This window comes from Rhizobium sp. SVR5-2C, assembly GCF_056755115.1.
Genome location: NZ_JBNDHT010000093.1, coordinates 1 through 21,098, shown reverse-complemented (window position 1 = coordinate 21,098; position 21,098 = coordinate 1). Strand labels below are relative to the sequence as shown.

18 protein-coding genes and 1 riboswitch are annotated in these 21,098 nt (G+C 60.2%); of the genes, 9 read left to right on the top strand and 9 right to left on the bottom strand.

Translation table 11 applies throughout. The annotated features are described in order from the left end of the window. The first annotated feature begins 80 nt into the window (after positions 1-80). From ACPYOI_RS23510 to ACPYOI_RS23500, 3 genes are all read left to right on the top strand, one after another. A complete protein-coding gene (locus tag ACPYOI_RS23510) occupies positions 81-512 on the top strand; it encodes a GFA family protein (RefSeq protein WP_481418408.1) in 432 nt (143 codons plus the stop codon). A gap of 176 nt (positions 513-688) precedes the next feature. Beyond that, entirely contained in the window at positions 689-3,322 is a 2,634-nt protein-coding gene (locus tag ACPYOI_RS23505) for a PAS domain S-box protein (RefSeq protein WP_481418407.1), read from the top strand. Positions 3,323-3,745: 423 nt separating this feature from the next. After that, positions 3,746-4,492 (top strand): Crp/Fnr family transcriptional regulator, encoded by a 747-nt coding sequence (locus ACPYOI_RS23500; protein WP_481423424.1) that lies wholly within the window; start codon positions 3,746-3,748, stop codon positions 4,490-4,492. A gap of 56 nt (positions 4,493-4,548) precedes the next feature. Here the strand turns inward: ACPYOI_RS23500 and ACPYOI_RS23495 are convergent, their stop codons facing one another. Next, positions 4,549-4,884, bottom strand: coding sequence for a DUF2147 domain-containing protein (locus ACPYOI_RS23495; RefSeq protein WP_481420212.1), 336 nt, complete (start codon positions 4,882-4,884; stop codon positions 4,549-4,551). A 253-nt stretch (positions 4,885-5,137) separates the two neighbouring features. On the opposite strand from ACPYOI_RS23495, the gene ACPYOI_RS23490 reads away from it, so the two are divergent. Together ACPYOI_RS23490 and ACPYOI_RS23485 are read left to right on the top strand one after the other, a co-directional pair. Next, positions 5,138-5,299: a hypothetical protein gene (locus tag ACPYOI_RS23490; RefSeq protein WP_481420210.1), complete on the top strand. Its 162-nt coding sequence runs from the start codon at positions 5,138-5,140 to the stop codon at positions 5,297-5,299. Between the two features lie 391 nt (positions 5,300-5,690). Next, entirely contained in the window at positions 5,691-6,935 is a 1,245-nt protein-coding gene (locus tag ACPYOI_RS23485; protein WP_481423423.1) for a flavin monoamine oxidase family protein, read from the top strand. 22 nt (positions 6,936-6,957) lie between these two features. Here ACPYOI_RS23485 and ACPYOI_RS23480 read toward each other — a convergent pair whose 3' ends face one another. Then, complete coding sequence (locus ACPYOI_RS23480; RefSeq protein ID WP_481419998.1) at positions 6,958-7,290, bottom strand: GYD domain-containing protein; 333 nt, start codon at positions 7,288-7,290, stop codon at positions 6,958-6,960. A 237-nt stretch (positions 7,291-7,527) separates the two neighbouring features. Here ACPYOI_RS23480 and ACPYOI_RS23475 point away from each other — a divergent pair, with 237 nt between their 5' ends. The 3 genes from ACPYOI_RS23475 (at position 7,528) to fba (ending at position 10,591) form a co-directional block, all read left to right on the top strand. Beyond that, complete coding sequence (locus ACPYOI_RS23475; RefSeq protein ID WP_481419991.1) at positions 7,528-8,346, top strand: sugar phosphate isomerase/epimerase family protein; 819 nt, start codon at positions 7,528-7,530, stop codon at positions 8,344-8,346. 126 nt (positions 8,347-8,472) lie between these two features. Next, positions 8,473-8,618: riboswitch (FMN riboswitch) on the top strand. Between the two features lie 116 nt (positions 8,619-8,734). Then, positions 8,735-9,211, top strand: a complete 477-nt coding sequence (locus ACPYOI_RS23470; protein ID WP_481419992.1) for a 6,7-dimethyl-8-ribityllumazine synthase — start codon at positions 8,735-8,737, stop codon at positions 9,209-9,211. 315 nt (positions 9,212-9,526) lie between these two features. Continuing rightward, positions 9,527-10,591 (top strand): class II fructose-bisphosphate aldolase, encoded by a 1,065-nt coding sequence (gene fba / locus ACPYOI_RS23465; protein WP_481419993.1) that lies wholly within the window; start codon positions 9,527-9,529, stop codon positions 10,589-10,591. A gap of 10 nt (positions 10,592-10,601) precedes the next feature. On the opposite strand, the gene ACPYOI_RS23460 is transcribed toward fba, so the two are convergent. From ACPYOI_RS23460 to ACPYOI_RS23430, 7 genes are all read right to left on the bottom strand, one after another. Beyond that, complete coding sequence (locus tag ACPYOI_RS23460; protein ID WP_481419994.1) at positions 10,602-12,347, bottom strand: glycerol-3-phosphate dehydrogenase/oxidase; 1,746 nt, start codon at positions 12,345-12,347, stop codon at positions 10,602-10,604. Positions 12,348-12,404: 57 nt separating this feature from the next. Beyond that, complete coding sequence (locus tag ACPYOI_RS23455; protein ID WP_481419995.1) at positions 12,405-13,934, bottom strand: FGGY-family carbohydrate kinase; 1,530 nt, start codon at positions 13,932-13,934, stop codon at positions 12,405-12,407. A 79-nt stretch (positions 13,935-14,013) separates the two neighbouring features. After that, a complete protein-coding gene (locus ACPYOI_RS23450) occupies positions 14,014-14,856 on the bottom strand; it encodes a DeoR/GlpR family DNA-binding transcription regulator (protein ID WP_481419996.1) in 843 nt (280 codons plus the stop codon). Between the two features lie 185 nt (positions 14,857-15,041). Continuing rightward, on the bottom strand, positions 15,042-15,989 hold the full coding sequence (locus ACPYOI_RS23445; RefSeq protein ID WP_481423422.1) for a substrate-binding domain-containing protein: 948 nt from the start codon (positions 15,987-15,989) through the stop codon (positions 15,042-15,044). Positions 15,990-16,101: 112 nt separating this feature from the next. Continuing rightward, the gene (locus tag ACPYOI_RS23440; RefSeq protein WP_168829360.1) at positions 16,102-17,154 is read right to left on the bottom strand and encodes an ABC transporter permease; all 1,053 of its coding nucleotides are present in this window, start codon (positions 17,152-17,154) and stop codon (positions 16,102-16,104) included. Positions 17,155-17,177: 23 nt separating this feature from the next. After that, positions 17,178-18,722 (bottom strand): sugar ABC transporter ATP-binding protein, encoded by a 1,545-nt coding sequence (locus ACPYOI_RS23435; RefSeq protein ID WP_168829359.1) that lies wholly within the window; start codon positions 18,720-18,722, stop codon positions 17,178-17,180. Further along, positions 18,719-19,372 (bottom strand): DUF2291 domain-containing protein, encoded by a 654-nt coding sequence (locus ACPYOI_RS23430; RefSeq protein WP_481417368.1) that lies wholly within the window; start codon positions 19,370-19,372, stop codon positions 18,719-18,721. Before ACPYOI_RS23430 ends, ACPYOI_RS23435 begins: the two co-directional genes overlap by 4 nt. A gap of 906 nt (positions 19,373-20,278) precedes the next feature. On the opposite strand from ACPYOI_RS23430, the gene ACPYOI_RS23425 reads away from it, so the two are divergent. Next, a partial coding sequence (locus ACPYOI_RS23425; RefSeq protein ID WP_481423421.1) for an FGGY family carbohydrate kinase occupies positions 20,279-21,098 on the top strand: 820 nt, incomplete at its 3' end.

Sequence of the window (21,098 nt, the reverse complement as noted above, 5' to 3'; positions counted from 1 at the left end):
AAGGCAGGCCCTCCTCGCCCGTGCACTGTTCATTGCCGCCCCTTCGCCCTACATTTTCGCGATCGGCGTGGGGGATTGCCATGACAGAACCAGCACAAATCGCACCCAAGATTACTCAGGGCGGCTGCCATTGCGGGGCCGTGCGTTGGGAGTTTCGGGGAAACATACCCGATGCGACGATCTGCAACTGCACGGTATGCCGTCGCTATGGAGTGCTCTGGGCCTACGGCTATGACGGTGACGACATCCATGTGCACGATCCGGGAAGCGCTCTGACATCCTATATCTGCGGGTCCCGCTCGCTCTCCTTCAACTTCTGCAAACTCTGCGGCAATGTTGTCAGCTGGCGAGGCCTGAAGCCGGGGAAGGACGGGCGCACCAGAATAGCCGTCAATCTTCGTCTCGCTGATCCGGACGATGTGGCCGATATCCCACTCCAGCGTTTTGATGGCCTCCACAGTTTCGACGATCTGCCGCCGGATGGACGCACGGTCGCGGATGTCTGGTTTTGACCGGTGACCAAAGCTTTTGTTGCTGGCTGCGGTTGCAGCATTGAAGCGTCGACAAGCACCGCGGCAGCCGCGCTTGAGCGCACTGGAACTGCAAGCGCCATCTTGCTAGACTAGGGCGGGGAGGCTCCGAGCGCCAGCGCGCTAGGACCGTGGCATGTCCTCTAGCGAGGCGCGACATGCAGCTTAGGCAGAACCAAGTGCTTGACAGCTCGCCGGCGATGGATCGGCGTGTTCTTCCAGTCATTACAGCTGGGATCGCTATCGTCATCTTCATTCTTGACACCTTCACCCACCCGGAAATCCTCGTCGCCATGCTCTACGTGGGCGTTGTGCTGCTATCTGCCAAGTTTCTTCGGAGGCGTGCTGTCATCTTCGTGTCTTTGGGGTGCATGGCACTTGTGCTGCTGAGCTATTTCCTAGTCCCGCACGGCGGATCGCCATCCGCCGCCCTGGCGAGCCGCTTCGTCAGCCTTGCGGCGATTAGCATTACCGCCTTCTTCGCGGTGCAAGGCCAATCGCGAGAAAGAGTGCTCAGTGAACAGGCCGGTCTCCTCGATCTCAGTCACGACACAATCTTCGTGCGCGACATGAACAACGTCATCACCTACTGGAACAGGGGCGCCGAGGAGCTGTACGGATGGAAAAAGGAGGAGGCTGTTGGCAAGGTCACTCACCAGCTCATGCAGACCGTCTTTCCGGCGCCGCTCGAAGAGATCACGGCAAGTTTGCTCCGGACTGGCCGCTGGGAAGGCGAACTCGTCCATACGAAGAAAGACGGAACGCAGGCCGTGGTAGCCAGCCGGTGGTCCGTACAACTGGACGCTCTCGGCAATGCCACCACGATCCTGGAGACCAATAACGACATTACCGAGCGCAAGCGCGCCGAAGAGGCGCTGCGCGAAAGCGAGGAGCAATGGAAGGCGGCGTTCGAGAACAACCCGACTGTGTACTTCATGGTGGATGCAGCCGGTACCATGCCCTCTGTGAATTCCTTCGGCGCCGAGCAACTCGGCTACACGGTTGACGAGTTGGTCGGAAGCCGGGCGCTGGATGTGTTTCATGAGCCTGACCGCGAGGCCGCGCGGCGGCATTTGGCGCGCGCCTTCGCCCAGCCCGGCCGGTCGATAAGCTGGGAGGCTCGCAAGGTGCGCAAGGACGGCACGGTGATCTGGGCGCGCGAGACGGCCCGGTCCATGCTGATGGGAAACCGGCCGGTAACTCTGGTGGCATGCGAGGATATTACCGAGCGCAAGCAAGCCGAGGAGGCTGCGCGGCGGAGTGAGCAAGAGCTGCGCGATCTCATCGAAAACCTGCCGGTCATGGCGTACATCGCTTTGCCGTCGCCCTCCGGGCCTTTTGCCTCATTTGCCAGCCGGCGGTGGCGCGAATACTCAGGCTTATCCGAGGAGAACACGGCCGGATTTGGCTGGCAGAGCGCGACTCATCCAAGCGACCTGGAACGCAATTTGAAGAAGTGGCAGGCGTGCGCGGCGGCGGGCGAACCGTATGAAAGCGAGTCGCGGTACCGGCGCGCGGCAGACGGAGCCTATCGCTGGTTCCTGGATCGTGCCGTCCCGCTGAAGGATGAGCGCGGAGCCATCCTCAAGTGGTATGGCGTCCTCACCGACATTGAAGACCGCAAGCGGGCCGAGGACGCTCTGCGGCGCAAGGAGCATTATCTCACGGAGGCGCAGCGCCTGACCCACACTGGTAGCTTTGCCTACAACCCGGCTACGCAAGTACTTCATTGGTCCGATGAGATGTTCCGGATCTATAGATTGGATCCGCAGCTCAATCCTGGGCTTAGCCTGAATGACATCTCTCGCTTCTGGCATCCGGACGATCGCGATCGCGCTCTTGAACACATTGCGACGTCGATCCGCGAGAAAGCCGAATACGCGGTCGAGTACAGGATCGTCCTGCTCGATGGAACGGTCAAGAACCTGTACTCAATGGCGCACCCGGTGTTCGATGACGCCGGAGCGCTCGTCGAATACATCGGCACTGTGATGGATATCACCGAGCGCAAGCGGGCCGAAGAGGCGCTGCAGAAGGCGCAGACGGAGCTCGCGCATGTCGCGCGAGTGACGACGATGGGCGCCCTCACCTCCTCTATCGCGCACGAGGTCAACCAGCCGCTGGGCGCCATCGTCACCAACGCCAACGCGGCCCTGCGCTGGCTCGCCGGCCGCCCGCCCGATATCGACGAGGCGCGGGCGACGCTTGGGCGCATCGTACGGGACGGTCACCGCGCCGCCGACGTGATCGGGGGAGTGCGCGCACTGCTCAAGAAGACAGCCGTCGTCGCGGCACCTTTGGAACTGAACAAGCTCATCCAGGACACAGCCACTCTCGTCCAAGGCGAATTGCGCCGCTACCGGATCCTGCTGAGAACCGAGCTGGCACCGGACCTGCCGCGGGTGGCGGGCGACCGGGTGCAGTTGCAGCAGGTGATCCTCAACCTGATGATGAACGGCATCGAGGCGATGAGCGAGGTGACGGACCGGCCGCGCGAACTGCTGATGATCGCTCGGTCCGAGGCCTCCGGCGCCGTGCTGGTCGCCGTGAAGGACGCAGGTACCGGGCTAGACACTCAAAGTGCCGAGCAACTGTTTGAGCCGTTCTACACCACAAAGGCGGATGGTCTCGGAATGGGCCTTGCGATCTGCCGGCTGATCGTCGAGGCGCATGGGGGGCGCTTGTGGGCAAGCGCGAATGAGCCTCGCGGCGCGGTATTTCAGTTCACCTTGCCTACGACACAGGAGAAGACAGCTCCCGTTGAGCCGCCTAGCGCGATGGCGACCGTGTGAAATTGCAGATGGCCATGCAAGCTCCTGTATTGAAGTTATTTGACAGCCTCACCCGATAAGGCTTTCCTCTCTCAGCAAAAGAGCGCATGGTTAGCCGTCGTGCGCAGACAAGCATCAGGCGTGTGCGGCTATCTAGGCGACAGATAAGTTGTGCGGAAGCGCACCGGAGAAGGGCCTTGAACGGAAGGACGGGACAAACAATCTTTGTCCGATCGGTCCCCGCACAAATTGAGTTCCCCGAGCCGTCATTTAGGATTGGACGTTTCTGACGCTCTCCAAGGCAGCCGCCGGAGAATGTCAGAACCGGACAAAGGGTCTGCCGTTCTAGCGCAGTCCCTTGCTTTGACGCATAAAACTACCAACCAGCTGATCTTCATGGCGGTCGGTATGAGAACGGGCTCCAACCCGATTAGAGCGATCTCCATGTCATCCTTTACACGAACGACTGTTGCAAACCGACTGCTGAAGGCAATATCGCCGGAAGCCTTCGACTTGCTCAGTCCGGAAATGGACCGGATCGATCTTGGAATCAGGCAGGTTATCGTCGAATCCAACAAGCCCATCTCACATGTTTGCTTCATTGAGAGCGGTCTTGCTTCGATGGTCGCCATCAATTCCGACAAGGAAGTCGTCGAGGTCGGGCATTTAGGACGCGAGGGCCTTGGCGGCTACCATCTGATGTTGAAGACCGATCGCACCCCACACAAAACGTTCATGCAAGTCGCCGGGAGCGGAATAACAGTACCGGTCGACCATTTCATAGCCGTTGTCGAAAGCCACAGGCTGACCAGAGATCTGCTGCTGCGATACGTGCAATCGGCTGAGCTGCAGCTTGCCCATTCTGCTCTGGCAAACGCCCGGTACAGCATGCATGTGCGTCTCGCTCGATGGTTGCTGATGTGTCATGACCGTCTGGACGGCGACGACCTTCCGCTGACGCACGAATTCCTTTCAATCATGCTCGGTGTCCGGCGGTCTGGCGTCACAAACGAATTGCACATCCTCGAAGGCATCCACGCAATCAGAGCGACGCGTGGCAATATTCGTGTTCTCGACAGGCAGAAGCTCGAAGAAGTCGCCGGTGGCTGCTACGGCGTGCCCGAGGCGGAATATGAGCGCCTCGTCGGCATTCCGATCAGTGTAGAAGATCCGGTTAGTCGAGAAGCTTGATCGCATCGCTGAGGGCGACCACCGCCGGATCGAACCTGACGTTACGTCAGGACCCGCTACAGGCGTTGCCAGGTTTGCGTGAGACACACCACCTTCATCGTGCAACCGCTCATCCTCATGATATCGCCGGAAACACTGAGGCTGCCTGTGAATGTCTTCCTGCTGTCAGGCTCGGTAATTTCGCCGTGGTAACCTTCATCCGTTCTGGAGAAGGAACCGATCTGTTTTCCAGCGTGATTGCCTGTTTTCATCCTAATGCAATAGACCTGGCCGCAGCGGCTTATGGTGGCGGTCGTTCCCACTTCCGTCTTCCAGTCTCCCACGACAGGGTCGCCGGCCGATGCAAGTCCGGTGGTCATGGAAAAGGCGATCGCAACGGTCGCCCGTTTCATCGTCGGTTCCATTTTCATGTCGTTTCCCCCTCGCGAGGCGCGCGTCCGACCGTACGCTACCGGACCGGAACCGGATAACCCTTCGGCTCGTTCCGCAGTGGTCGTGTGGCGTAGACCATGTCTAACGGCAGTTAGGAGGCCACCACGCGTCGGCAAGGCGCCACGGGGATATCTCGGCCTCCGGCGCGGGCTTCGCTAACCACGGATGGAGCGCCCTTGCGGGGACGCTTTACCCGGCAGCCAGGATGCGACCATGACAAAATATCTCGACACGCGACAGGATAGCGAACCACCACCTCGGCCGGACGTCGCGACGCAGGTTCGAACCAACCCACGTGCGAGGTCAATCTTCTGGTGGCTCGTCACGGGGGTGGCAGGCGTAGCCGTGGTCGGATTGATCTTCTATGTTGCCTGATCCCTTGAAGCCCGGAGAACCAACGGGAGACACGCCGACTGGTTCACCCGAAGACCGCAAGAACCGTTACCATGCGGAGGCGGAAGCCCGCGGAACATGGAGGGTCACCGACTTGATGACGGGCTTGCCCGCAGCCTCGAACGGCAGAGACCTCGTCCGGCTCTCCAGGGAAGATGCAGAAGATATTGCGCATGAACTTAACGACAGCGAGCGCGAAGGACGGCCAAGCCCTCTGTTGTGACAGGAGCGACCTGCGCCCTCCGTCCACCTCGGCGGCGCCAGCGACTTGACGATGGATCGCACTCCGGCGCAAATGCCTATCTCGACGTCTTGCCGGCTCTTGCCTCCGCGACCGGCTACTCTCCGGCGATCAATAGGCGCAAAAGATAGAATGAACTCTGAAGCAGATATCGTGATCGTCGGGGCGGGCGCTGCAGGCATCGGCGCCGCCCGCCGTCTCGTGGGCTCCGGTCTGTCCGTGTCAGTCCTGGAGGCGCTCCCCAGGATCGGCGGCCGTGCATGGACCGTGCAGACGCCCGCCGGTCCCGTCGATCTTGGCTGCGGCTACCTCCATTCGGCCGATCGTAATCCCTGGACCCGCATCGCCGAAGACACCGGTTTTGCGGTGCATCGCGGTCCGACGGCCTGGGGTCAGCAGTTCCGCGATCTCGGCTTCTCACAGGAAGACCAGGAGGCGGCCTGGAGCGCCTTCAGCCGCTGGACGGATCGGATCGTCACGGCGCCGCCCGCAAGCGACCGGGCATCGGATACGCTTGATCCCGGCAGTCCCTGGTCTGCCTATCTTCAGGCCTTGAGCGGATACATCAGCGGCGACGAACTGGAACGCATCTCAGCGACGGACTACGCCGCTTACAACCGCGCCTCCACAAACAACAACTGGCGCCTTCCGGACGGCTACGGCACGCTGATCGCTTCTGCCATGCCAGCAGGAATCCAGGTGCATCCCGGCACCTCCGTTGAACGGCTGAGCCTGGCCGGGCACCACGTCGACGTTCATACGCCGAAAGGCACGCTTCGCCCGCGCGCTGTTATCCTGACGGTCTCAACCAACGTGCTCGCGGGAAGCTCGATTACTCTGCCGCCGGAACTCGCCCCCTGGCGGGAGGCGGCCGCCCGCCTGCCCCTCGGCAACAATGAAAAGCTGTTCCTCGAGATCGTCGGAAACAACCCGTTCGAGCCGGAAAGCCACGTTATCGGCAATCCCCGCAATCCGGAAACCGGCACCTACTACATCCGCCCATTGGGCAGACCGGTGATCGAGTGCTTCCTCGGCGGGGCAGGCGCAAGAGCGGCGGCGGCACGCGGGGCGGATGCCGCCTTCGCGCGGGCTGTGGATGAGCTTGCCGCGCTTTTCGGTTCGTCGGTCCGGCCATTGCTTCGCCCCCTCGCCTCCTCCTCCTGGTCAGACACGCCTTCCATCGGAGGCGGCTATAGCCATGCCCTGCCCGGGTATGCGGAGTCTCGTCTAGCCCTTGGCCGTCCATTCGACAACCGCGTCTTCTTCGCGGGGGAAGCGACAATCCCCAGTGACTTTTCGACGGCTCATGGAGCCTATCAGAGCGGCATCAGGGCGGCGGAAGAGGTTCTCGCTTCGCTCGAAGCAAGTCCTCGATGATCTCTCGGCCGGGCTGAGCGTTCTAGCCTTTTTCTCCCGGTGGCCGGTACGCGATCGACGATGCCTTTTGCATGGCGGCGAGCGTCTCTTCAACGGTCAGCAAGGTAGTCGTTTGAAAGGAGCTCACCGCTCCGCCGGCGCTGATGGCGATCGCCGTGGCTGCCATCGAGACGTTATCCGGAGCTTCCCACAAGTTGTATCCGTCGTGGTCGCCAAGGGCATACCAGAGGCCGTGCAACTTTCCGCCGACCGCCTCGATATACTGCTTGGCTGCCACTCGGCGGTCCTCGGGGTTCTTCATGAGCTTCGCCCATGTCGCTGGCGTATAACTGAACCGGGTCAGGTATAAAGGCATCGGCTTTTCCTCCTCGCATTCATCCCGCCGGCGGTCAAAAGAGTGCCGGATCAGACGCCCCCGAGTATGTCCTTCGCCCGTCTGCGCGGCAAGAACCGTGCGGACGCAGGCGCAGTCACCCATTGGTGACATCAGCGTAATACCCCCGACATAAATGCCAGTCATATAGCGCCTGCACAATTCAAGGGGCATTGCCGCCCCCCGCCCCATACTTCCTGTGATAATCGGAGCATACCAATGACCTCTCTGCCTATCGTTGGCGCAGCCATGACCATCAACGATCTCGAAATTCACCGCGATTGGCTCTTCGAAAGGCAGCGCGATCTTGAACTGCAGAGCTTTGTGGATGCGACAACGCTCAACGGCGACTGGACGCCCCTTGCCACTCGCGCCAAGAGATTGCTGGACGGCTATCAGGGCCGTCTTGGCATCCATGGTCCGTTCTGGGGTTTCGTCATCGCCTCGCAGGATCCGGATATTCGCGCCGTCGTCGCCAAGCGACTGAAGCAGGGCCTCGATGTCTGCGGCGCCCTCGGCGCCACGCAGATGGTCGTCCACAGCCCTTACACGACCTGGTCCTACAATAATCTCGACAGCAATGCCGGCGAGCGCGAGCGCATCGTCGAGCATTGCCACCAGACGTTGAGTGAAGCCGTCAAGCAGGCTGAAGACATCGGCTGCACGATGGTCATCGAAAACATCGAGGACATCGATCCGAACATTCGCGTGGCGCTCGCCGACAGCTTCAACTCCCCGGCCGTCGCAGTCTCGATCGACACGGGTCACGCCCACTACGCGCACAGCTCGACCGGTGCTCCGCCGGTGGATTACTACGTCATCGCCGCCGGCAACCGCCTGCAGCACGTCCACCTGCAGGACGCCGACGGCTATGCCGACCGGCATTGGAGCCTCGGCGAAGGCAGCATCCACTGGCGCTCGATCTTCTCGGCTCTCTCGAAGCTCGAAAGCAATCCCCGCCTGATCATCGAGATCAAGGATAAGTCCAAGATCCCGGCGTCGGCCGCCTACCTCGCCTCGCTCGGCATCGCCGAATAAGACCAGATGAACAAATCCGGCTCTCCACTGGTGCTGACGAACATCGTTCGAAAGCGAAACACGCGAAGAGCCGGATTTTCGATTTCAGTGCATCTTGCGTTTCCCAGATTCTTCGCTTTATGTTCGCCGCGTTCTCAGGGCGGGGTGCAATTCCCCACCGGCGGTATCGGGATTTTATCCCGGAGCCCGCGAGCGCCTCCAGCATCTGGAGGGTCAGCAGATCCGGTGAGAGGCCGGAGCCGACGGTATAGTCCGGATGGAAGAGAGCATGCAGGCGGGACCTTTCGCAGGAAGGGCCTCTCGTGCTTGTTCGCCCAAGGGATATTCGGGCCGCTCCCAGCGGCCTTAACCGCCGGCCCAACCGGCAGACCCTTGAAAGGCAGAAAACATGACTATCGCAACCAAACCCAACCAGAACCGGATCGCCGTCGTCCGTGCCCGCTGGCACGCCGATATCGTCGACCAATGCGTCACGTCCTTCGTCGAAGCGTGGCAGGCTCAAGGTGGAGCGAGCACCGAAGTCGATATCATCGACGTTCCCGGTGCGCTGGAAATTCCGCTTCATGCCCAGATGCTTGCCAGGACCGGAAATTACGCGGCGATCGTCGGCTGTGCATTCGTCGTCGACGGCGGCATCTACCGCCATGATTTCGTGGCAGCGACCGTACTCGACGCGATGATGCGGGTTCAGCTCGATACGAACGTGCCGATCCTCTCGGCGGTGCTCACGCCCCATAATTTCCAGGAGTCGGAAGCGCACATTCGCTTCTTCAAGGATCATTTCGTCATCAAGGGACAAGAGGCAGCAAATGCCTGCAAGGCTATCCTTGCAGCTCGGGCAAGCCTTGCCCTCGCTCAGGTATAGGACAGACCCGCGCCTGCGCGCCGGCCGAAAGCGTCGGCGCGCAGTACCGCGCGACCGAAATAATGCTCTCACACGGCACGCAACAAAGTATCTGGATTGTTGTTATTTTGTTATCATTCGTTGTTAGTTATTTCCACGCGTGATATGTGAGACTGCCTTGTACGAAGCGGACCACAAGTGCTCGCGTGCGACGCTGAGCCGGTCATTTATATGCGTTGAAGCCATGGTAACGCTTTGGTCTCAATCGTTCCTCGCTAAAATGACGATTTACGCAGTATCTTGAACCCAGCTAAGGTTGCTCAGAAGGAGAGCTTGATGGCACGCATTACGTTGAGACAGTTGCTCGATCACGCCGCAGAACAAGGCTACGGAGTGCCCGCATTCAATATCAACAATATGGAACAGGCCCTCGCCATCATGGAGGCGGCCAACGCCGTCGATGCGCCGGTGATCATGCAAGCTTCGCGCGGCGCCAGAGCTTATGCCAACGACATCATGCTGAAGCACATGATGGATGCGGTCGTCGAAATCTATCCCCACATCCCTGTCTGCGTGCACCTCGATCACGGCAACGAAGCGTCCAGCTGCATGACAGCCATTCAGGCCGGTTTTACATCGGTGATGATGGACGGCTCCCTCAAGGCGGACGCCAAGACACCGGCCGATTGGGACTACAATGTCGGCGTCACCAGGAAGGTCGCCGAGATGGCCCATCTCGGCGGCGTCTCGGTGGAAGGAGAACTCGGCGTTTTGGGTTCACTGGAAACCGGCATGGGCGAAGCCGAGGACGGGCATGGAGCCGAAGGCAAGCTCTCGCATGATCAGCTTCTGACCAATCCCGACGAAGCGGTCAAATTCGTCCGCGAGACCAAGGTCGACGCGCTGGCGATTGCCATGGGCACCTCGCATGGCGCTTACAAGTTTAGCCGCAAGCCTGACGGCTCGGTTCTGGCGATGAACATCATCGAGCAGATTCACCAGAAGCTGCCGAATACGCATCTGGTGATGCACGGCTCGTCATCGGTACCGCTCGAGCTGCAGGAAATCATCAACAAGTACGGCGGCCAGATGAAGCCGACATGGGGCGTGCCGGTCGAGGAAATTCAGCGCGGCATCAAGAATGGCGTCCGCAAGATCAACATCGATACCGATGGCCGAATGGCGATGACCGGCCAGATCCGGCGCGTCCTGCAGGAAGACCCCAGCGAATTCGATCCGCGCAAATATCTCAAGCCTGCAATGGCGGCGCTGACGAAGCTCTGCAAGGAACGGTTTGAGCAGTTTGGAACGGCCGGCAAGGCTTCGGACATCCGGCCGCTTCCGCTCTCGGAAATGGCAAAGCGCTATAAGTCCGGGGCGCTGGACCCGACTTTTTCTTGATAGCGAAACGTCAGCGGGCGCTCGCACGCCCGCTGACGTTTTTGCCTGCGGTTTCCTGCAGGCTCTGCCCGTGAAGGGTCTTCAGCGACGTCACAACGTCGTCGATTTCCACGGCGAGCCGCTCATCCGTCCATCCAAGAGCCGCCGCGGCAATCCTGCCGATCTCACGCAGCCCTTCCATCGTCAGCGTTCCCTCGATCGCAAGCGTGGTGCGCCTGAGCACGATGTCGGACAAATGCACGACGATCTCCTGCCGCGCGATCCAATCGATTTCCAGGAAGCTGTAGTGGACAGCACCGGAAAGGCGTTCGGCGTCGGCATAGGCTGACGTATGTTCAAGGATCGCCGAAGCTGTGGTGCCATACCGCGCCAAAAGTTGGTCCACTCTCTTCGGGTCTGCACTGGTTTTTGCCGCGGTCGCTCGTATCCAATCCGCTCTAGCCGCAGGGCTTCCCGGAAAATTTCTGCCGCCGCCGATGGCGAGGTTCTGCGTCGATTGCTTCCGGCCGCGTTGAAGACGTTTGAGCGCAAGATCCGCAACTTCTTCCGCAAAACCGCGAAATGTCGTCCATTTGCCCCCGACAAGCGAGATGATCGGGAAAGGCCGTCCTGCCTGTGGCTCCATCACCGGGGCTGAGTGGTCGCGGCTGATCAGGCCCGGGGAAGAAGCGTCGGATGCCGGCAGCGGGCGAATGCCGCTATAGCTGTAGACTACCTGTTCCCGCTCGAAGCGGAGTCCCGACAAGAGGGATCTCACACTGTCCAGGAAATACTCAATCTCCGGCTCTTCGCAGCGAACATTATCGGGGTCGTCGCAGGGAATGTCGGTGGAGCCGACGAGGGCGAGGCCCAGATAGCTGTAAACCAGACAGATACGGCCATCATCCGCTTCGAAATAGATCATATGGCCGTTCAGGCTGTGCACGAGCTCCGGGTGATCGAGCAGGATATGCGATCCTTTCGTCCCGCCGATCAGCCGCGAGGGCGCGCCGAGCGCTTCATTGACACGATCGATCCACGGGCCGGCTGCGTTGACGACGAGTTTTGGAGAAACGCTAAAAGTGCTCCCGTTCGATCGCTGGAAGGTGAGTTTTCCGTCCGCTGAGGAAACCAGCGTCGTGAAATTCGCGGCCAGCGAGTTTCCGTTCGCTTCAAGCCCATCCATGACGAGTTCGTAGACGAGCCGCTCCGGCCGGCTGATCTTGGCATCATAATAGATACCTCCGGCGACGATTGCCGGGGTGACATGCGGCATCTCCTTCAGTGCCTTCTTTTTCAACAGGAGCCGATGGCGGGGCATGACGCGATTGCGCGATCCGTAGAAGTCGTAGAGTGCGAGCCCGATCTTCACGAGAAGAGCGCCGCGGCTGCGTGGTGCAGTCGTCGAGCCAATCAGAGTCCGCAATGCCGCCCATATGCCGCGCGTCCAGGAGAAAATGGGAATGAACGTCGGCAAGGGGTCGACGCAGTGCGGCGCATTCTTGAGGAGCAAATTCCGTTCGAGCGTTGACTGGGCAACCAGCCCGAACTCACCGGTCTCGAGATATTTGAGGCCGCCGTGGATGAGTCGCGACGGTGCCGCGCTCGTTCCCGAGCCGAAATCGGCCTTATCGACGATGAGGCAGTTGACGCCCTGGGCGGTCAGGTCGCGGAACAATCCCGCCCCGTTGACGCCTGCCCCGAGAATGACGACGTCGATGTCGTTTTCTTGAAGCCGCGCAAAACGCTGTTCCAGATCGGTGGCGATATCGGTCATTGATGTATTGTCCTGGTGAACTGTCTGGAAGCGCCGAGCGTGCGGCGGCTTCGATCTCTACTCTTGGGTTTCGGACGGGACGAGCTTTCCGAGCTTCGGCCAGATCGGCGCCATCGCATCGGCAATCTCGCGAAACAGGCTATATCGAACCTGATAGTCCGCGCTGCGGGATGGATCGGGATAGCAGGTTCTGCCGATCGTGCCGCCCTCGCGCGGATCACTTTGCGGGTCGGCATAGAGGTCGACGCCCGCGCCTGCGCAGAGCGCTGCGCCCCAGGCCGCCGCCTCGTCCGTCTGGGTCACGGTGACCGGCATGCCGAGAACGTCGGCGAACATCTGCACGACGGTTGGATTGCGTGAAATACCGCCGGCGAGCCTTGCCTCGGAGAATTCGAAACCGTCGCGCAGTGCGTCGACATGGATCTTGTGGTTGAAGGCGATGCCTTCCAGGACAGCGCGCAACATGTCGCCCCTGTCGTGCCATCCACCGAGCCCGAAGAACCCTGCGCTCGCCGAGGCGCCATAGGGAGAGCCGAAGAGATAAGGGTGGAAAAGCGCTGTCGATGGACGGCTGAACGCTGCTTCGATTTCAGGCGCAAGCAGCGCATGCACCGACTGTCCGGCCGCCTCGACGCTCATGCGCTCAGTGCTGCACAGTTTGTCGAGAAACCAATCGTAATTGGCCGTCGACGCAGGCGAAATCGACATGTTGTTCCATTGTCCGGGCGCAATGGCGTTACGGCAAAACCACCGCTTGTCGACGCTCGGTTCGCTCGACAAGGTCTCGTTGATCGAATAGGTGCCGGCTATGACGGTGACCACGCCAGAGGCATAACCGCCAGCGCCCAAAGCGGACGCGGTGACGTCGTGAAGACCGGCGACCACGGGAGTCCCCTCCGCCAGGCCTGTCCGTTCCGCGACGGCACGCGTGACACGTCCGACAATCTCGTCAGAACGAGACGCCGGCGGCAAAGCGTGGCTCAACTCGCCCAGCCCGAACAGCCGAAGCGCGTCTTCCGAATAATCCTGGGTTTCGACGTTCGTGAAGGACGTGCTTGCTTCCGTCCGGTCGGTGCCGATCTCGCCTGTAAGGCAGAAGCGCAGCCAATCCTTGCAGCTCAGAATGTGACCGATCTGTTCGAAACGGGAGGGTTCCCTTTCCTTGATCCAGGCGAGAAGGGCTGACGGCGCGGAGACATGCGGAAGCTGCCCGGTCAGCCTTACAGCTTCGTCCGCAACACGGCTTCCCAGCCAGCGGTCGACGACGGATCCTGCCCGGCTGTCGAGCGACAGGATCCCGCGCCCGAGCGGCTTGCGGGACCGATCAAGCAGATAGATGCCGTCACCGTGGGCAGTGGCCGCAACCGCTTGAATGTCGCTCGCGGGGCGATCGCTGAGGCGCACGGCCTCTGCGATTGCGTCGGCTGTCGCGTTCCAGAGTTCGTCCATATCCCGCTCGACGTGGCGGGCCTTGGGCATGAACTGCGTAACACGCCTGCGCGCCACGGCGATCGGCGTACCGTCGACGTCGAAAATCACCGCTTTGGTCACGGTCAAGCCGCTATCGATTCCGAGCAGACTCGGCATTCAGGTTACTCCCACTGGTGAAAACGACGGACCGGCATACGCATGAACCGCTGGACGACGGCATCGCGCATGCGCAGATTCAGGACCGGACCTCGTCGTTCTTGGCAATCACGACATTGATATCCTTGGATCGCATGCGATCGACATGAACGGCCGGCGTCTTGTCATCAACGATGACGACGTCGAATTCTGTCAGCGCCGCGAAGCTGTGCAACGCGCGCCGCTCGAATTTGGTGTGGTCCATGAGAAGGATGCGTTTGACGGCGCAATCGAACATTGCCCGTTTTGTATCGACCAGCTCCGGCGATTGATGGAAGACGATGTCGTCGGTGATCGCGGACATGGAAATGAATGCCACATCCGCCCTCAGCCTGTTGATTTCGTTGATCGTCATGCGCCCCATGAAAGCATTGCACCAATTGTAGTACTGACCTCCGAGGGCCAGCAGCGTGACATCGTGCATTCCCTTCAACGCGTTCATGAGGGTGAGCGAGTTCGTGATCGCCGTCAGCGGGACCTTGGCCGGCAGGTGGGCGGCCATTTGAAGCACCGTGGTGGAATCGTCGAAGAAGATCGCCTGCCCCGGCTCGACAAATTGCATCGCGGCTTTCGCGATCATCTTTTTTTCCGCCGACTGGCGGCTCGAACGGTAGACATCGCTCGATTCGATCAGGCTGGTAGCGGCGGCCGTGACAATGCCGCGCGTCTTCCGGAACAGACCGCGGCTGACCAGTTCGTCCACATCGCGGTGCGCCGTCATCAGGCTTATTCCGAAGCGATCGGTCAGGTCCTCGATGCGCATCGAGCCTTCCGCCATGACCGCCTCTGCGATCATTTGCCGGCGAACGAGCTGGCGGGTATGCCGGCTGTCGCTCGGCAACTCGTCCGGCAGGAGTGCTCCTACGCTTATCTTCTGTGTCACGTTAGCCTCTCTGCCAAATTCCGTGGATCTCAGATCTCCTACTGCGAATGCGGTACCAGGGCAAAGCAGGAGACCAAAGGAGCGGCTGCACGGTGCCGCCTTCCCCGCTGGGTCACGGCAATGAGCGTTCATGAGACCCGCGCGGAAGGAGAAGAGGACGCCGCTGCCGGCGTCCCCTCATATGATTACTGGGCGAGAACGAACGGGCCCGTGTACTTGTCGACGTTATCCTTCGTGATCAGCAGGCAATCGAAGAGCTGCTTTTCGCTCTCGGCGCCGGTCTTGCCAGTCTTGATAACGTTGTCTGCCTGCTTGACGGCCTCCTCAGAGAAAACGGCGACCGGCTGCAGAACGGTGTACTGGAGCTCGCCGGCCTTGATCGCAGCAACGGCGTCTGGAGAACCATCGAAACCGCCGACCTTGATGTTGGCAAGCTTGCCGGCTTCCTTCAGCGCAGCGATTGCGCCGAGCGCCATTTCGTCATTGCCCGAGATCACGCCGATGATGTCGGGATTGGCCTGGAGCATGGACTGCATCTTGTTGTGGCCCTGGGTACGGTCCCAGTTGGCGACTTCCTGAGCGACCTTCTTCAGGTCCGGATACTGCGACAGCACGGTCTCATAGCCGTTCGAACGCGTTGCCGCATTGTTGTCCGACGGAGCGCCGAAGAGTTCGGCATAGTTACCCTTGTCGCCGACCGCTTCGACCCACTGTTGCGCACCGAGGGCGGCACCCTGAGCGTTGTTGGAGACTAGCTGCGCCTTGGCAAGCCCTTCCTGGTTGATTTCGGCGTTGACCAGAATGACCGGAATGCCGGCGGCGACCGCCTTCTTCACTGCGCCGACCGAGCCGTCTGCGTTCGCAGGGTCGAGAATGATTGCGACCGACTTGTTGGTGATCGCCGTGTCGATCAGGTTGCTTTCGGTGTTGGTGTCGCCCTTGTGAGCGCTCACCGAGGCCGTGTAGCCGAGCTTCTCGGCGGTGGCCTTTGCGACATTGCCTTCCGTCAACCAGTAGGGGTTGGAGGGATCGTTGACGATGATCGTCATCTGACCCGCCGCCCATGCGGAGCTTACAAAAATCGGCGCAACCGCCGCAGCTGCCAGAAGAATACGAATGCCTTTTTTAAACATGGTTTCTCTCTCCCTTTCGATGAGCTCAGATGTTGCCGGCGAACCGGCCGTGCTTTCCGCAATCGGCGATGTGTTGAAGATGGGCCGTCGTGGACAAGTTCAGTCGCGTTCGTCAGGTCGATTTGACCCGACGTCCGTATTGGATGCTGTTCATGAGAACGGCCAGAACGATGACGGCGCCGGTGAAGACCGTCTGCCAGTAGGCCGACACGCCGATGATCACGAGACCGTCGGAAAGGAAGCCGATGACGAAGGCACCGAGCATCGTGCCACGGACAGTCCCTCGCCCGCCAGTCAGCGCCGCACCGCCGATGACAACGGCTGCAATCGCGGTCAGCTCGTAGGTGGTGCCCGCCGTCGGACCGGCCGAGGTAAGCTGGGAAGACAAGACCAGCCCGGCAATCGCAGCGCAGACGCCCGAAAGCACATAAACGATGATCTTGACCCGCTTGACCGGAACACCAGAGAGATCGGCCGCGCGCTCGTTGCCGCCCGAGGCGTATAGCCAGCGGCCGAAGGCGGTACGGCTCAAAACGAGACCGCAGACGATCGCCAGAACGGCAAGGACGATGACGCCGATCGGGACACCGGCCAGGCGATTGAAGCCGAGCCAATCGAAGCCGGTATTGCCAAGCTCCGGGCGCCCGCCGAGATTGTTGTAGGTCAGACCATTGGTCATCAGCAGCGCGATCCCGCGAGCGACGTAAAGCACGCCGAGCGAGGCAACGAAGGCCGGCACCTTGAGATAGGCGATCAACACGCCGTTGACTGCGCCCACCACCGCGCCGAGCGCGCAGGTGAGGACGACGACGGCCCAGACCGGCGGATACAGGATGACGCCAAAGGCGTTCAAAGTGACACCTTGCATCAGGAACCCGGCAATGCAGCCGGCAAGTCCAAGCGTCGAGCCCACCGACAGGTCGATACCGCCGTTCAGGATGACGAGCAGCATGCCGATGGCCAGGATGCCGAAGATCGCGACATGCGAGGCCATGATCAGAAAGTTGTTCAAGGTGAAATAGTATGGAGACAGGAAGGAGAAGACCGCGACGATCACGATCAGCGCAAAAAATGCACGCCCCTCCAGAAGCAGACGCACGAAATTGGTGTTGCGCCTTTGCCCATTCGCCACTGTTTTCTTTTCGGTTAGATTCGTGACTGACATAATCAGTGCTCCATAGTTCCGGGCTAGTGCGCGATCACTGCTTCGCCAGAGGCGGCCATGATCTTTTCTTTAGTGACGTCCGAACCGAATTCGGCTGATATCCTGCCGCGATGCATGACGATGATGCGATGCGCGATGCTCAGGCATTCATTGACTTCCGATGTCGAATAGATCACCGCCAAGCCCTGCTTCGCACGTTCTGCCAGCAGCTTGAACACTTCCGCTTTTGCGCCGATGTCGATCCCGCGGCTTGGCTCGTCGAGAAGGATGACCCGCGGCTCGGTGGCCAGCATCTTTCCGATGACGACCTTCTGCTGATTGCCGCCGGAAAGCGAACCGATCGCGGCACCTCCCCCGTCCGTCTTGACATGGACCTTTTTGATTGAATCGTCGATGAGATCCCGCTCGCGGCGGCCGGAGGTGAAGAGCCCTTTTGTGAAAGCACGTATGCTCGCCAGCGACAGGTTCGAGCCAACCGTCATGGTCTGAACCAGGCCGTCCCGCTGACGATCTTCGGGAACCAGCACCAGGCCATTTGCGATACGATCGGCAATGCTCAGGCCGGCGACGTCGCGCCCTTCAAGTAGGATCTGGCCACCACTCGACCTCAGCCGGCCGGCGACGCATTCAAGCAGTTCGGTGCGCCCGGCGCCCATCAGGCCGTATATGCAGACGACTTCGCCGGACTTGACCTGCAGTGACAGGCGGTTGACCGAATTATAGGCGGCGCCTGAAGGGCCGGGAACGGTCAGTTCGTTGATCGAGAGCGCCACCCGGCCGATCTCGTGGCCAGTGGGCGGGCTTCCCAGATCGAAATTGTCGCCCACCATGTTACGGACGATCCATTCCAGATCGATGTCTTTGCGTTCGGCATAGGCAGTCATCTTGCCGTCGCGAAGCACGACCGCATGATTGGTGATCTGCAAAGCCTCTTCGAGGTGGTGGGAAATATAGACGATCGAGACCCCGCGGCTCGTCAGATCCTGGATAACCTTGAACAGAACTTCCACCTCGGTCGCACTCAGCGCCGACGTCGGTTCATCCATGATCAGGATGCGCGAGTTGACCGATAGGGCTCGGGCGATCTCCACGATTTGCTGCTGGCCAAGACGCAAGTCTTCGACAGGTGTAAGCGGGTCAATGTCTTCTTCCAGCTCCTCCATGAGCGCCCGTGTCTGGCGCTCCTCTTCGGCGAAGTCGACAACGCCTCCCTTCATGATCTCGCGGCCCATGAAGATGTTGTCGCGAACGCTGAGATTCGGCGCGAGACTCAGTTCTTGATGAATGATCGAAATCCCACACTCGCGCGCATGGGTGGAGGAACTGAAGGTTACCGGATTTCCGTCGAGGATGATTTCACCCGAACTCGGCTGAACGACGCCGGACAGGATCTTCATCAGCGTTGATTTGCCGGCTCCGTTTTCACCAAAGAGCGTGGTGACCTGGCCACGATGAATGTCGAAGTTCACACCCTTCAGCGCATGAACATTGCCATAGGACTTGGCGATGTTGCGTGCCGCAAGGACGACCTCGCCGAGCTTGCCGTTAACACGTGCTGCCTGGCTCATTTCACTTCCACCTTAACCGGAGTTACAAGCCAGTTCTTGGGATTGACGAGCTTGAAGACGCCGACAACGGTCGCGGACTTGCCATCCAGCGTATCCGGGTCAAGGCCGGCGAAGACCGTCTTCTTCATCTCATTGTTGATGGCCGATCCGGCATCCTGATACTGGATCTGATTGGTGAACTGACCGAACTCGATGGAGCCGGTGGCATCGCGGAGGTCCGTGCCATTGACCGCAGGGCCGGTCTGGACACGGACCACCGTCTCGGGAGGCAATCCATCAATCTTCATCTCGTTGGTATTGGACTTGCGGGTACCGAACGTGCCCGTCAGCGTGACCGGGATGACCGGACCGGTGCTCGTCGCAGTGCCGTATTTCACGCCTGCAGCTTTCTTGTCGGCAGCAATAGCGGTCGCGAGCTCGGCCGCGGCAACGGCGCGCTCCTGAACATTGGCCTGTATCTTGGGGAATTCCTGGGCCCCATAAGCGGCGGGCGAAAATGCCTGTTCCCGGACATCGTGATCGGATCCGATCTTCACAACCGTGGTATCGAGCGCGATTGCTCCAAGGACAATCACTGCGACAGCGACGCTCGCCAGGGTTTTCATTCTCCCGCCAGATTTGGCTGCTACGTATTCAGTCTGCGTGCTCATGTTCGGACGACCTTTTTGCGTTGCTGGTCGGATTACGCCGTGCGTGGGGAGGAGCGAGTGTGACGTTCTGACGTCAAAACGTCAGCGTAGCCGAGGCGGCTTTTGTCGATCAAACCGCACAAGCGCTGCATGTTCGCAGCTTGGCAAAAACAAGCTCATGGGCATCCTCCTCGGTCTATAGGCGCTTGTCTCCCCCCAACCGCCCGGATCACCACTCACTATCCGTTAATTCTAAGTCTCGTGATAGCTAAGTGTTATTTAACACGCAGGCTATGTTATGTTTTGCCATTCTGTCAATGGCATTCTAATCCAAGTGGAGCGCCACGCGGCGAACGTGAAGTTTCAACAAGCGAGCCGCTGAGCGTCCAGAATCTCGCGCAGACACCATCGTACGATGAACGCCGCAACACAGAGTTTGACGAAAGGCCGCCTCTCTTCCATCGGCCATAAACTATTGAAAACAACAGCTTTACTCCGCTTCCATTTGCCACGACCGGCGCTTTTCAATCGCCTGCCAAGCAAGAAGTTGCCATCAGGTCTTTTGCATAAGGGTCGCGCGCCCGTCACAACCCGGTCCGCTTGTAACGGCCCTTGCATCATTCATTTTACCTGAAAAAAATTTCAACACCAGAAAAATATTGCTAGTAAGGTGGTATCTCTATGTTATATTCGATTTTGCGGCAGCCTGCGGCGAGATCGGAGCGGACCGCGCTGAAGACAGGAGCGCGGGCAATGCATTAGCCGATGCCGAATATGCCGGTCGCAGGATGCGCGCGTTCAAGCGTCGTCCTGGGTGGAACGAACGATGTGTTAATGATGCATCAGGTCGATCGGGGATGAGGAGAATGAATTTGACAGGATCGTTGCCGGACGCGGCATGCTTCCTCATGGCAGGACAGCCTCCGAATGCCTAACAGCGAGCAGATCATCATCGGCATCGATGCCGGAACCTCGGTCATCAAGGCCGTGGCGTTCGAGCTTTCCGGTCGCCAGATCGCTTCGGCGTCGGCACGCAACAAATACGCAACCGGGGATGACGGCTCCGCGACGCAATCGCTCTCTCAGACCTGGTTGGATTGCGTGACGGCATTGCGCGGCCTTTCCGGCAAGGTGCCCGACCTTGCCACGCGCACCGCCGCAATTGCGGTGACCGGACAAGGAGATGGAACCTGGCTCGTCGGCTCCGGCAACGCACCTGTCGGCGATGCTTGGCTTTGGCTCGACGCGCGCGCGGCCTCGACCGTTTCGCGTCTGAGCAGGCGGGAGGAGAATCGTGCGCGCTTTGAAGCGACCGGTACCGGCCTCAATACCTGCCAGCAGGGAGCGCAACTCGCTTACATGGACAGCCTCATGCCGGAGTTGCTGGAGCAGGCAGAAACCGCCCTGCACTGCAAGGATTGGCTCTATCTCAACCTGACCGGTATTCGCGTGACCGATCCGTCGGAAGCGAGCTTCACATTCGGCAATTTCAGGACGCGCCAATATGATGCGGCGGTGATCGATGCTCTGGGCCTCGAGCACCGGCGATCGCTCCTGCCGGAGATCATCGACGGCACGGAAATCAGTCACCCGCTGACGGCAGAGGCTGCGCGCGCCTGCGGGCTTCTGGCCGGAACGCCGGTCTGCCTCGGATACGTGGACATGGTGATGACCGCGCTCGGTGCAGGCGTGCGCAGCGGCGGCCGCAACGCCGCCTGTTCGACGATCGGCTCGACCGGTGTTCATA